We start from the raw sequence: 11,658 nt of genomic DNA, 5'->3' as shown, positions 1-11,658 counted from the left end.
TCCGGCCCGTATTTATGGGGGGGGGGGGTCCACTTTGGGTTTCTACACTGTTTGTGTGCCCATTTATTGGGGGGGGGGGGTGGCCCGGCCCGGCTCCTCCAGCACGTCATTGCATCACTTGAAATCGAGCGTCTGTTCGAACGACTTCAGCTCGTGGCGTGCCAGCGCCAGGTTGGCGCGCGAACGGTCCAGCACCACGTACAGGAACAGGTCCGCGTTGCTTTCCAGCGGACGGATCAGGTGGTACTGCCTGGTCAGGGTGATCAGGATGTCTTCGATCGCATCGGTGATGCCGAGCGAGGCAGCAACGCGGCGCTTCGCGCGCACCACTTCGGTGTTGCCGGCAGCAGCAACTTCCAGATTGATCGGGCCACCGCCGAGCATGCCCAGGGCCATGCCACTGTCGCTGTCGACCAGCGCTGCACCGACGAAACCAGCGATTTCATTCAACTTGTCTAGCTTGACGTTCCCAGCCATGTTTTTCTCCGTTCCTGATCGATTGTTGTCTAAGTGTTGAATGCGACCGGGCCGCTCTGCAGCACCGGCATCGCATCGGTTGTCGTACTCGAAGCCGTTCACCCGCGCTACCTCCCTGGCATGCCAGGCAAGCTGCAGCACCGATGATTTACAACAAGAGAGTTACAGCAACACCTTGATCCGCGCCGCAGCATCGCGAGCGGCATACAGCAGGATGGCAAGGGAGGTATCGGCATGGCCGAGCGCGGCCAGCGTATAGGGCCGGTCCGCGGCAACGCGTACCAGCACCATGCTGCCCTGTGAGGTGGACATGGTCACGTAGTCGGCCGCCGTCAGGCCGAGCTCGCGCGACAAGGTTTCCCCAAGCGTCAAGAAGGAATTGCTCATCGCCGACAAGCGCCGTGGATCGAGCTTGTTCAACGAACGGTGAGCGATCGCACGGCCATCGGCCGTGGAGACCAGCAGCATGGAAATGCCAACGTTGCGTTCAATGACGGTATCGAGTGCTGTTTCCAAGGCACGGCTGTCCACCGTGACCGAGGGCGTACCTACATCACTCATCTTCGCCCTCACTTTTTCCAACGTTGCTGTTTCCACCACTACTTCCCCCTGTCTGCTGTCGCCGGATGCAGACTCTCGATTGCACCAAACCGCGACTTCCATCACGAACGAGATGTTAAATATGAATACGTGGATGCCGCGTGAACACAGAAATCAGCCTTACTGATTACGGGGTTCCCCTAGTCCCCTGCACCTGAAAAGTGGTTGTAGCCCTGCTTCGATGCCCCCTGCACAACACCCTCCTGGTTGATCACCTGTACCCCTGTCCCGGCTCGAATATAGCCAATACGGGTAAGCGGAACTGCTACGGATGCCATGGTTTCATGCAGGGCCTGCCGTTGTCCCGGTGGCGCGGTGAAGCACAACTCATAGTCGTCACCGGCACTGGCACGAGAGGTATTGAACGCCTCGGACAGGCCCGCCTGCGCAGCCGCCGACGAGGCCGGCAATGCATGTTCGAGCACATCGGCGGCAACCCCGCTGCGTGCGCAGATGTGCCCCAGATCCGCGAGCAGACCATCGGACACATCCACCGCAGCCGTCGCCAAACCCCGCAACGCGCGGCCCAGCTCAACCCTAGGCGTTGGCCGCGCCAGGCGCTGGCGCAGGTGTTCCAGTGCCGCATCGCCAGCATTCCGGCTGACATCCAGGACGTGCTGCTGCCACAGCGCCAGGGCCAAACCGGCTTCACCCGGCACGCCGCTGACCCAGATGTCATCGCCGGGCTGGGCGGCATCGCGGCGCAGCGCCTGCCCCGCGGCTATCTGGCCCATCGCGGTGATGGAGATCGACAGCGGGCCACGCGTGGTGTCGCCACCGATCAGGGCGATACCATGCAGATCGGCCAGCTGGAAGAAACCTTGGGCGAACTGATCGACCCAGTCCGGGTCGGCATCGGGCAGTGACAGCGACAGACTGCACCAGGCCGGTTGCGCGCCCATGGCGGCCAGATCGGACAGGTTCACCGCCAATGCCTTCCAACCGATATCGGCCGGCGGCGTCTCCGCCGGAAAGTGCACGCCAACATTGAGCGTATCGGTGGTCACCACCAGTTGCTGGCCGGCCGCCGGTTGCAACAGTGCGGCGTCGTCACCGATCCCCAACACGATGTCCGCCCGCGCGCCGGTGCGCCGGCGGATGCGTTCGATCAGGCCAAACTCGTCAAGGCTCATCACTGCGCTCCCTCAAAAACAACAACGCCGGCACCGATGATGCCGGCCCGGCGTTGTGGCAAACCCCAAGCGCGGCGATCACGCCGCCAGCGCTTATTGGCTGGACTCGGTCTTGCGCCACTCCACGGCGGCGCGGTCGAGCACGCCATTGACGTAGGTATGGCCGTGTTCGGAACCAAAACGCTTGGCGGTTTCGATGGCTTCGTTGATCACCACGCGGTACGGCACGTCTTGGCGGTAACGCAGCTCGTAGGCGGCCACGCGCAGCACCGCACGTTCGATGGCGTCCACTTCCTCGACCGCACGGTCGACGAACGGCGCCAGCGCCTCGTCCAGGTCACGGCGGTTGTCGAGCACACCACGCAGCAGGCTTTCGAAATACGCCAGGTCGGCGATTTCGTGCGCCTGCTCATGGGCAAACTGGGCCAGCAGCGATTCGGCGTTGCCACCGGAGATCTGCCAGGCGTAGATGGCCTGAAGGGCACGGCGGCGCGCGCGCGAGCGCAGCACCGGGTCAATGCCGTCGCGACGAACCGGCTTTCCGGCAGGCTTGCCGTTGTTCTTGTTGTTCATGGCAGCTGTTCCAGAAGATTGACCATTTCAATTGCCGCCAAGGCGGCTTCCTCACCCTTGTTGCCGTGGCTGCCACCTGCGCGAGCCTCGGCATCTTCCACCCGCTCCACCGCCAGTACGCCGTTGAGCACCGGCACGCCGAAATCCAGCTGGGCGCGCATCAGGCCTTCGGCACAACGGTCGGCAACGTGCTCATAGTGGCGGGTATCGCCACGGATCACGCAGCCCAGGGTGATGATTGCAGCGTGCTGCCCGGCCGCAGCCAGGCGCGCTGCAACCAGCGGGATTTCCCAGGCACCGGGTACACGCACCACGTCGATTGCGTCCTCGCCGATACCGTTGCCGGCCAGGCTCTGGCGTGCGCCGGTCACCAATGCATCGGTGATGCGGGCGTTCCAGCGGCTGGCAATGATGGCAAAACGGGCCGATCCGGCCGGGCGGAGGTCGCCTTCGTAGTGGCTCATGGGGGTATGGAGATCCAAAAGGTGGGTAAGTCTAACGTGCGGGGGCTTAACCCGCGACGCAGAAAACAGCTGCAGGCCCGGCCGAGCCGGGCTTGCAGGTGGTGCCGACGGCTCAGGGCTGCACGGTTTCGACGATTTCCAGCCCGTAACCGGCCAGGCCGATCTGCCGGCGCGGGGTGCCGAGCACGCGCAGCTTGCCCAGCCCCAGGTCCGACAGGATCTGGGCACCGGCACCGTTGCGGCGCCACTGACCCACGTCCTTGTCCTTGCCCGGGGTAACCGGCACCGGCTGCTGGCGCAGGCGCGCCAACAGTGAATTGGTGTCGCGCGGCGCCGACAGCACCACCATCACGCCGCTGCCGGCGGCGTCGATGGCGCGCAGCGCATCGGTATTGGCCACGCCGAAGTCATCCCGGCGCCAATGCAGCAGGTCGGCCAGCGGGTTTTCCACCTGCACGCGGACCAGCGTCGGGGTGTCCTTGTCCGGGGTACCGCGGACCAGCGCGAAATGCAGGTCATTGGCGATGCGGTCGCGGTAGGTGACCAGCTTGAAAGCGCCGAATTCGGTATCGATATCGCGCTCGTCCACGCGCTCGACGGTGTGCTCGGTGGCCAGGCGGTAGGCGATCAGGTCGGCGATCGAGCCCATCTTCAGGCCATGCTCGCGGGCGAACACCTCCAGCTCCGGGCGGCGCGCCATGCTGCCGTCGGGATTGAGGATCTCCACCAGCACGCCCGCCGGTTCCAGCCCGCCCAGCATGGCCAGGTCGACGCCGGCTTCGGTGTGGCCGGCGCGGGTCAGCACGCCGCCCGGCTGGGCGATCAGCGGGAAGATGTGGCCCGGCTGGTGCAGGTCGGACGGCTTGGCATTGGCCTTCACCGCGGTGCGGATCGTGTGGGCCCGGTCATGCGCGGAGATGCCGGTGGTCACGCCTTCGGCGGCCTCGATACTGACCGTGAAATTGGTCTGGAACTGCGCGGTATTGGCCTGCACCATCGGCGCCAGGCCGAGGTCGGCTGCGCGCGTGCGGGTCAGCGGCAGGCAGACCAGGCCGCGGCCGTGGGTGACCATGAAGTTGATGTCCGACGGCTTGACCAGCTCGGCAGCCATGATCAGGTCGCCTTCGTTCTCGCGGTCCTCGTCATCGACGATGACCACCATGCGACCGGCGCGGATCTCTTCCAGCAGTTCGGGAACGGGGGCGAAATTCATTGTGCGGCTCCTTGGCCCAGCAGGCGCTCGACATAGCGGGCAACCAGATCGATTTCCAGGTTCACCGCGCTGCCGACGCCAGTGGCGGAAAACGCGGTATTGGCGACGGTGTGCGGGATCAGCGCGACCTCGAAGCCCTCGTCGTCGGCTTCGTTGACGGTCAGGCTGACGCCATCCACGCAGATCGAGCCTTTCTTGGCGATGTACTTGAGCAGCGCCTTGGGCGCGGCAAAGCGCCAGCGCAGCGCGCGCGCGTCCTCATGGATGGACAGCACCTTGCCGAGGCCATCGACGTGGCCACTGACCAGATGGCCGCCAAGGCGGTCGGTCGGGCGCATGGCGCGCTCAAGGTTGATCACGGCACCTTCGGCCAGGCCACCAAGCGTGGTCAGGTCCAGGGTTTCGGTTGAGGCATCGGCCTTGAAGCTGCTGCCGTCGAAATCGATGACGGTCAGGCAAACGCCATTGACGGCGATGCTCTCACCCATCTGCACCTGCTCGAACGGCAGGCTGCCGACGGCAAAGGTGAAGCGGACATCGCCGCCGATGGGTTCGCGTGCGGCCAGACGGCCGACGCCTTCGATGATTCCAGTGAACACTAACGTTCTCCGCAGTAGATGAGCGAAAAACGCCGCAAGGCAAACAGGCGCACGGACCCCGCAAAGGGCCCGAAACACCGTCTTCTTTCATCCGGACTATGACCGTCGGCTCCGGCATCTGACCGGATCTGCTGACCTCCAACCGGGCAACCGCACTGCTGTGCGGGCCTTGCCGGAGCGCTCGCGGGCTCGCACAGCACCCCTTTGGGGGCATTGCACCTACCGCCGGTGGGGAGTTGCACCCCGCCCTGAAGACGTTTGTATGTGCCGGTGAACCGGCGCGCTGATTGTAGCAGCGCCGATCACGTGAAGCCCCTGACCCAGCTGAACAAGTGCTTCCCACCCATGGAACAGGAGCCAGCGCCCGCCTTCAAGGCTGCTGGACACAGCTTCCCGCAGCCCAAGCGACCAACGCATCAGTCGGTGAAACGCCCGCTACCGCCTGGGCCTGAAGAAACTGCCAACACTCACCAGCACGAACAGGCTACCCAGACCGATCATCGCCCGGTCCTGCCAGGCCGACATGGCCGCTGCCAAGAACCAGATGAGCGCGACACAGAGGAACAGAGCACTTTCAAACTTCAAGACGACCACTACCTCTGAGCGCACCACCCATCATGGAGCGGGCACAAAGTAGGTGGAATCAGAGCGACTGATAATAGGATTGCTCTGAAAGTCAGCAGTGTTGATTGCAGCCACAGGCAACCGGGAATCTTCCACAACACGGAACGATGCTTCGCCAAACCGCTTGAAAACAAGGCTGTCGCGAAGAAACGAGTTCCTGCGGGCATGGCGGACAGGTCGAGGATCCGCGCGCCAATGCGGCTTGTCACATGTAAAAACTTCATTAGACTCCGCCCCGCCGTTACATGACGTTGCGGTTCCGGCCCGCAACGGGCTGGTCGACACGGACATCGCACCAAAGAGGATTCGATGCGCAAGACTTTGATTCTGGCCGCCATGCTGGCCGCCGCACCTGCTGTCGCCTCGGCCGACGAGCTGAGCTACACCTATGTTGAAGCCGGCTCGGCCCAGCTGCAGATCAACAACAACGAACTGAACGACCCGAACCTGGGCGGCGCCTACCTGCGCGGTTCGTTTGATGTCGCCGAAAAGTTCAACGTATTCGGCGGCTATTCGCGCGCCAGCAAGACCTACAAACTAGGTCACGGCGAGCGTGAGAAGCTGCTGGTCGGCGTGTCCGAACTCGGCGCCGGTTTCCACATGAATCTGAGCGAGCGCGCCGACTTCACCGCCGACGCAGCTTGGCTGCGGCTTGGCTCGGAGTTCAAACTCCGCGGCGCAGGCGAAGACAATTATTCCGACAAGGACCACACCGACGCTGGTCGCGTAACCATCGGTCTGCGTGGCACCCCGTTTACACGTACCGAAGCGTGGATCAAGGGCGGCATCGCCGATGGCAACCATATGAGCACCGAGTTTGTCGGCGTGCTGGGCGGCCAGATCAAGTTCAACAAGCACTGGGGCGTTGTTGCTGAAGGCCAGTGGCTGGGTGATCTTGCCCAGTACTCGGTCGGCGTGCGCGCCAGCTTCTGATCCGGCGACACCGGGATTAATGCAGCGGGGGCCGAAAGGCCCCTTTTTTTTTCGCGGTTTGCGCAACCAGACAGCGGCATCAACACCTGCACGGCCTTGTGGGAGCGGCGTAAGCCGCGAAGCTGGCATCAATGAAACATCGTGCTGCTGGCGCGATCTGATGATGTACGTGCTTCGCGGCTTACGCCGCTCCTACAACTGCAGACCGGTTTTATTCCGGCCGCAGAAGCAGGCGCAGATCCTGCCCCAGCATGCGGGTATCCACCAACTGCAAGCGCTGCACCTGCGCCATCGCATCGATGCCCAGGCCTGCCAACAGCGGCCGCGCACTGTCGCCCATCAGTAGCGGTGCCATATACAGCAGCAACTCGTCCACCAATCCGGCCTTGAGCAGGGCACCACACAGGACTGGCCCGGCTTCGACATGCACTTCGTTGATGCCACGCGCAGCCAGTACCGCCATCACTTCAGCCAGATCAAGCCGGCCATCGTCCTGCACCAGGACACCAGCAAATTCGGCACCATCCAATTCCGGTGCAAGTACCGCCGGATCATGCAGATACAAGGTGGGCGCATCGCCTTGGCGAACGCGCCTGCAGGCCAGACTACGCAGTCGTGTGTCCAGCACCACGCGCAGCGGCGGAAGAAACTCACCTGCATCCGGTCGCGCGGTCAACAGCGGATCATCCGCCATTACCGTGGCCGCACCGGTCAGGATCGCGCCAGCGTGCGCACGCCAGTGCTGCACATCGGCGCGCGCGGCTTCACCGGTGATCCACTTTGATTCACCGCTGGCCATTGCCGTGCGCCCGTCCAGGCTGCCGGCCAGCTTCACCCGCACGAACGGGCGACCACGCTCGATGCGCGACAGGAAGCCACGATTGAGCTCACGCGCCTGCGCCGCCATCAAACCCACGTCAACGGTGATGCCGGCCTGTCGCAGCAAGGCAAAGCCGCCACCATCCACATCCGGGAAGGGATCGGCCATCGCCGCGACCACCCGGCCAACGCCAGCATCGATCAAGGCCAATGCACACGGCGGCGTGCGCCCGTAATGCGCGCAGGGCTCCAGGGTGACGTAGGCGGTCGCGCCACGGGCACGCTCACCTGCGTGTCGCAGCGCGAACACCTCGGCATGCGGGCCGCCGGCACGCTGATGCCAGCCCTCGCCCACTACCTCATCACCGTGCGCGATGACGCAGCCCACCATCGGGTTGGGCCGCGTGGTCCAGGCGGCACGTTCGGCAAGACGCAGCGCGCGGGCCATCAACAGGTGATCGGTGGCGGTGAACTGACTCATCGGCAAAACCTCATTACGAATGCGGCACGCTGCTCATGGCGGCAACGGTCGCGGACAAGTGTATGCGCAGCAAGCCCAGCATCACCGTTCCGGCACACTTCAGGCATGGCACGTATCCACTGCCATCACCGTGATCGCCAGCGGCCCCAGTTGCAGCTCGGCATGCACATGCCAGCCCAGGCTCCGATACCAGCCCACCAGCGGCGCTTCGCAATACAGGTACAGCACCGGCACAGCCAGCGCCGCGGCCTGCGCGACGCAATGCGCGACCAGTGCCGCACCCACGCCTTTGCCACGCGCAGCCGGACTGACGTACAACGAGGCCAGCCATGGCGACCAGCCGCGGATCTGCTCGTGATCATCATGCAGCAGGCTCACCGAGCCCAACCAGCCATCGGCATCTTCCGCCAACCAGCTGCAGGGAATGGTGTGGCGCTGCTGCATGGCCAGCTCCGCCTCGGCCTGGGCCACGGTCCAGTCGGGAAGCAGCGTGCCGAAAGCCTGTACATGGGCTTGCGCGATTGCCGGCAGCAGTTCGCGCCGGTCCTGCAGATTGATGAACTTCATCGGATTCGACTCTGGCAGCCACGACAGGGGCCGCGTACTCAATGTATTAGTGGTTCACACGCTGGAACATGCCCACGCCCAGGGCATGCAGACGCGCGCCATCATCGCCCTGCTCCAACAGCAGGCCCATCGTTGCCGATTCGCACAGGCCAATCGCACAGCCATCGAACAGCACCTGGTAACCGGGCCGCAGCGGCGGTTGCAGTGGCAATCGCAGCGATTGGTCCATGCCCGGGAAGTGCAGGCGCAGGCCTGTCACGACCTGCCCCGGCGCCGGCGACGGAAAGCGATAGGTGTTCCCCTCCGGCAACCTGCCCTCGGCGGCCAGCTCGCCCTGGGCCAACTCCAGCACCACCTGTATGCCTTCGCTGGCCACACCGCTCATTGGATCAAGCAGATTCACATACAGCGGCCTGCCAGCTACGTGCGTGTCCGCCAATTGCGCCTGCAGCTCCTCACGTTCCTCCTGGCCCTTGCGATCAGCCGGGTCCGGATGCGCCTGCTCCAGGTCGGCAAGCAGCTGTGCCAGCTGTGCGCGCTCGGCCGACCTTGCTTCATGCGGGACGAGTTGCACGGTATCGGCGAGATCATCGCGCGGATGCAGCAAAAGCATGCCGTCGGCCAGCGACCATTGCCCTTTCGAACTGCGGGGCATGGGAAGCATCGCCAACGTCAACGCGTAGTTCCCGTCGCCACCCAGCTCCAGGACCGAGCCTGCATATCCGTCTTCAACGATGCGATAACGCCCTGCCAGCGCCTGTGGCGTACAGGCCTCCTCCACGCAGGGAGATGGCCCGCCCTGCGCTTGATCCAGCCCAGCAGCAGCGTCGACGGCCTGCTGCGCAGCCAATCGAGCACGCTCGGCCATATCCACGGGACTGGATCGCTCCTGGGCCTGCACGGGCAATGCCAACGACAACGCGAGCATTACCAGTCCATTGCGTGAAAACCGCCGTGCCGCTGATCGCATTGCCACTCCGGCCTCCCTTCCCTGCACACGCAGCAATCAGCGCTTGCCGTTCTTGCCTGCCCGCGCTGCTTCCGCCCGCGCATGCGCCAACAACGGCAGCTGATCCTCGTCACTGGAATGATCACGCTCCAGCTTCTCGATCTCGTCGCGGAAATCGGCCACGTCCTCGAAGCTGCGGTAGACCGAGGCGAAACGCACATAGCCCACGTGATCAAGCTTGCGCAGCTCGTCCATCACGAAACCGCCGACCTTGATCGACGGCACTTCGCGTTCGCCGCACATGCGCAGCTGGTGCACCACCGCGCGCACCGCCGCCTCGATGCGTTCTTCCGATACCGGCCGCTTCTGCAGCGCGCGGTCGAAACCCACACGCAGCTTGCGCGCATCAAAGGCTTCGCGGCCGCCGTCACTCTTGACGATGACTGGCAGCTTGAGCTCGATGGTTTCCAGCGTGCTGAAACGTTCGCCACAGGCTTCGCAGCCACGGCGGCGGCGGATGGTGGCGCCATCCTCGGAAACGCGCGAGTCGATCACGCGGGTATCGGTGTGCTGGCAGAACGGGCAATGCATGTTTCAAGCCTTGGACATCAGGCGCCGCGCATGCGACGTGGAAAACCTGTAACGCAGATACAACAAACCCCGGGCCGGGGCAAGCGCCCAACCCGGGGTGATGCGGTCAGCTCAGGGCAGAACGGGCGTCAACAACCGCTGACACCCGACGCCGGTCAGCCATAAACCGGGTACTTGCGGCACTGCTCGCTGACGGCATCACGCACGCGGGCGATGACGGCCTCATCGGCCGGCGCGTCCAGCACGTCGGCGATCCAGTTGGCTAGCGCGACGCAGTCGGCTTCCTGGTAACCGCGGGTGGTGATGGCCGGGGTGCCCAGGCGCAGGCCCGAGGTCACGAACGGCGAACGCGGGTCATTCGGCACCGAGTTCTTGTTGACGGTGATGTGGGCCTTGCCCAGCGCGGCTTCCGCGTCCTTGCCGGACACGTCCTTGCCGATCATGTCGACCAGCATCAGGTGGTTCTGGGTGCCACCGGAGACGATCTTGTAGCCACGCGCGATCAGCGTGGTCGCCATGGCCTGGGCGTTCTTCACCACCTGCTGCTGGTAGGCCTTGAATTCCGGCTCCAGCGCTTCCTTGAAGGCCACGGCCTTGGCGGCGATGACGTGCATCAGCGGACCGCCCTGGATGCCCGGGAACACGATCGACTGCAGCTTCTTCTCGATTTCCTCGCCAGCGCCCTTGGCAATGATGATGCCGCCACGCGGACCGCGCAGGGTCTTGTGGGTGGTGGAGGTGACCACGTGCGCGTGTTCGATCGGGTTCGGGTAGACGCCGGCAGCGACCAGACCGGCGACGTGCGCCATGTCCACGAACAGGTAGGCACCGACCTTATCGGCGATGGCGCGGAAGCGCGCCCAGTCGATGACCTGCGAATAGGCGGAGAAACCAGCCACCACCATCTTCGGCTTGTGCTCCAGTGCCAGGCGCTCGACTTCGTCATAGTCGATCAGGCCGGCTTCGTTCACGCCGTACTGGATCGCATTGAAGATCTTGCCCGAGGCATTGACCTTGGCGCCGTGGGTCAGGTGACCACCATGGGCCAGGCTCATGCCCAGGATGGTGTCGCCCGGCTGCAGCAGCGCGAAGTAGACAGCCTGGTTGGCCTGCGAGCCGCTGTGCGGCTGCACATTGGCGTAGTCGGCGCCGAACAGCTGCTTCAGGCGGTCGATGGCCAGCTTCTCGGCGATGTCCACGTACTCGCAGCCACCGTAGTAGCGCTTGCCCGGGTAACCCTCGGCGTACTTGTTGGTCAGCTGGCTGCCCTGCGCTTCCATCACCATCGGGCTGGCGTAGTTCTCGCTGGCAATCAGCTCGACATGGTCTTCCTGACGCTGGCACTCATCGGCAATGGCCTTGGCCAACTCGGGATCGTAGGACTCGATACGGGCTTCACGCGGGAACATCACAGCTCCTGGAACTGGGCGAGGGAGCTGTCGATTGTAGCCCGTTCCAGCCGCCTGACCGCCTGTTCATCCGGCTGCAGCGACGTTGCGCAGCACCGCCCTTCAGTGTGATGCGCATCACAAATAGGGCCAGTTACCTGATTTCGGTGATCGTCTCATCGCGGTTCCTACGGTTAACAGAGTAGGCCCGTGGCCTTCCTGGCCCCGTGCCCTCCAGTTGAAACGC

Annotated in this window: 13 protein-coding genes and 1 riboswitch; of the genes, 1 reads left to right on the top strand and 12 read right to left on the bottom strand. The window is 64.1% G+C overall.

The window, feature by feature from the left end:
- Positions 1–114 precede the first annotated feature (114 nt).
- From ACVOLI_RS02295 to ACVOLI_RS02265, 7 genes are all read right to left on the bottom strand, one after another.
- Positions 115–477, bottom strand: a complete 363-nt coding sequence (locus ACVOLI_RS02295) for a roadblock/LC7 domain-containing protein (RefSeq protein ID WP_062169316.1) — start codon at positions 475–477, stop codon at positions 115–117.
- Positions 478–639: 162 nt separating this feature from the next.
- Positions 640–1,038, bottom strand: a complete 399-nt coding sequence (locus ACVOLI_RS02290; protein WP_282266335.1) for a roadblock/LC7 domain-containing protein — start codon at positions 1,036–1,038, stop codon at positions 640–642.
- 179 nt (positions 1,039–1,217) lie between these two features.
- A complete protein-coding gene (gene thiL / locus ACVOLI_RS02285; protein WP_481533368.1) occupies positions 1,218–2,210 on the bottom strand; it encodes a thiamine-phosphate kinase in 993 nt (330 codons plus the stop codon).
- 93 nt (positions 2,211–2,303) lie between these two features.
- Positions 2,304–2,783 carry a transcription antitermination factor NusB gene (nusB, locus tag ACVOLI_RS02280; protein WP_282266329.1) on the bottom strand — a complete coding sequence of 160 codons (480 nt, stop codon included), beginning with the start codon at positions 2,781–2,783 and terminating at the stop codon, positions 2,304–2,306.
- Positions 2,780–3,247 carry a 6,7-dimethyl-8-ribityllumazine synthase gene (ribH, locus tag ACVOLI_RS02275; RefSeq protein ID WP_282266327.1) on the bottom strand — a complete coding sequence of 156 codons (468 nt, stop codon included), beginning with the start codon at positions 3,245–3,247 and terminating at the stop codon, positions 2,780–2,782. Before ribH ends, nusB begins: the two co-directional genes overlap by 4 nt.
- Before the next feature lie 112 nt (positions 3,248–3,359).
- Complete coding sequence (gene ribB, locus ACVOLI_RS02270) at positions 3,360–4,460, bottom strand: 3,4-dihydroxy-2-butanone-4-phosphate synthase (protein ID WP_481533367.1); 1,101 nt, start codon at positions 4,458–4,460, stop codon at positions 3,360–3,362.
- Positions 4,457–5,059: a riboflavin synthase gene (locus ACVOLI_RS02265; RefSeq protein WP_481533366.1), complete on the bottom strand. Its 603-nt coding sequence runs from the start codon at positions 5,057–5,059 to the stop codon at positions 4,457–4,459. Before ACVOLI_RS02265 ends, ribB begins: the two co-directional genes overlap by 4 nt.
- 75 nt (positions 5,060–5,134) lie before the next feature.
- Positions 5,135–5,319: riboswitch (FMN riboswitch) on the bottom strand.
- 673 nt (positions 5,320–5,992) lie between these two features.
- Here ACVOLI_RS02265 and ACVOLI_RS02260 point away from each other — a divergent pair.
- Positions 5,993–6,616, top strand: a complete 624-nt coding sequence (locus ACVOLI_RS02260) for a hypothetical protein (RefSeq protein WP_481533365.1) — start codon at positions 5,993–5,995, stop codon at positions 6,614–6,616.
- A 211-nt stretch (positions 6,617–6,827) separates the two neighbouring features.
- On the opposite strand, the gene ribD is transcribed toward ACVOLI_RS02260, so the two are convergent.
- From ribD to glyA, 5 genes are all read right to left on the bottom strand, one after another.
- On the bottom strand, positions 6,828–7,916 hold the full coding sequence (gene ribD, locus ACVOLI_RS02255) for a bifunctional diaminohydroxyphosphoribosylaminopyrimidine deaminase/5-amino-6-(5-phosphoribosylamino)uracil reductase RibD (RefSeq protein ID WP_481533364.1): 1,089 nt from the start codon (positions 7,914–7,916) through the stop codon (positions 6,828–6,830).
- A 99-nt stretch (positions 7,917–8,015) separates the two neighbouring features.
- The gene (locus tag ACVOLI_RS02250) at positions 8,016–8,483 is read right to left on the bottom strand and encodes a GNAT family N-acetyltransferase (RefSeq protein WP_481533363.1); all 468 of its coding nucleotides are present in this window, start codon (positions 8,481–8,483) and stop codon (positions 8,016–8,018) included.
- A 46-nt stretch (positions 8,484–8,529) separates the two neighbouring features.
- Positions 8,530–9,453 carry a hypothetical protein gene (locus ACVOLI_RS02245; RefSeq protein ID WP_481533362.1) on the bottom strand — a complete coding sequence of 308 codons (924 nt, stop codon included), beginning with the start codon at positions 9,451–9,453 and terminating at the stop codon, positions 8,530–8,532.
- Positions 9,454–9,489: 36 nt separating this feature from the next.
- Positions 9,490–10,023 (bottom strand): transcriptional regulator NrdR, encoded by a 534-nt coding sequence (gene nrdR, locus ACVOLI_RS02240; RefSeq protein ID WP_282266315.1) that lies wholly within the window; start codon positions 10,021–10,023, stop codon positions 9,490–9,492.
- 155 nt (positions 10,024–10,178) lie between these two features.
- A complete protein-coding gene (gene glyA, locus ACVOLI_RS02235; RefSeq protein WP_282266309.1) occupies positions 10,179–11,432 on the bottom strand; it encodes a serine hydroxymethyltransferase in 1,254 nt (417 codons plus the stop codon).
- Between the last annotated feature and the right edge of the window lie 226 nt (positions 11,433–11,658).

This window comes from Stenotrophomonas sp. STEN029 (assembly GCF_056760015.1).
Note: the sequence above shows the minus strand (reverse complement) of the source record. Positions and strands in the feature narration are given on the sequence as shown.

Bases quoted from the DNA above. Each gene is read 5' to 3' on its own strand.
- ACVOLI_RS02245 (WP_481533362.1), bottom strand. From the start codon at position 9,453: ATGCGATCAGCGGCACGGCGGTTTTCACGCAATGGACTGGTAATGCTC.
- ribD (WP_481533364.1), bottom strand. From the start codon at position 7,916: ATGAGTCAGTTCACCGCCACCGATCACCTGTTGATGGCCCGCGCGCTG.
- ribH (WP_282266327.1), bottom strand. From the start codon at position 3,247: ATGAGCCACTACGAAGGCGACCTCCGCCCGGCCGGATCGGCCCGTTTT.
- ACVOLI_RS02295 (WP_062169316.1), bottom strand. From the start codon at position 477: ATGGCTGGGAACGTCAAGCTAGACAAGTTGAATGAAATCGCTGGTTTC.
- thiL (WP_481533368.1), bottom strand. From the start codon at position 2,210: ATGAGCCTTGACGAGTTTGGCCTGATCGAACGCATCCGCCGGCGCACC.
- glyA (WP_282266309.1), bottom strand. From the start codon at position 11,432: ATGTTCCCGCGTGAAGCCCGTATCGAGTCCTACGATCCCGAGTTGGCC.
- ACVOLI_RS02260 (WP_481533365.1), top strand. From the start codon at position 5,993: ATGCGCAAGACTTTGATTCTGGCCGCCATGCTGGCCGCCGCACCTGCT.
- ribB (WP_481533367.1), bottom strand. From the start codon at position 4,460: ATGAATTTCGCCCCCGTTCCCGAACTGCTGGAAGAGATCCGCGCCGGT.
- ACVOLI_RS02250 (WP_481533363.1), bottom strand. From the start codon at position 8,483: ATGAAGTTCATCAATCTGCAGGACCGGCGCGAACTGCTGCCGGCAATC.
- nusB (WP_282266329.1), bottom strand. From the start codon at position 2,783: ATGAACAACAAGAACAACGGCAAGCCTGCCGGAAAGCCGGTTCGTCGC.
- nrdR (WP_282266315.1), bottom strand. From the start codon at position 10,023: ATGCATTGCCCGTTCTGCCAGCACACCGATACCCGCGTGATCGACTCG.
- ACVOLI_RS02290 (WP_282266335.1), bottom strand. From the start codon at position 1,038: ATGAGTGATGTAGGTACGCCCTCGGTCACGGTGGACAGCCGTGCCTTG.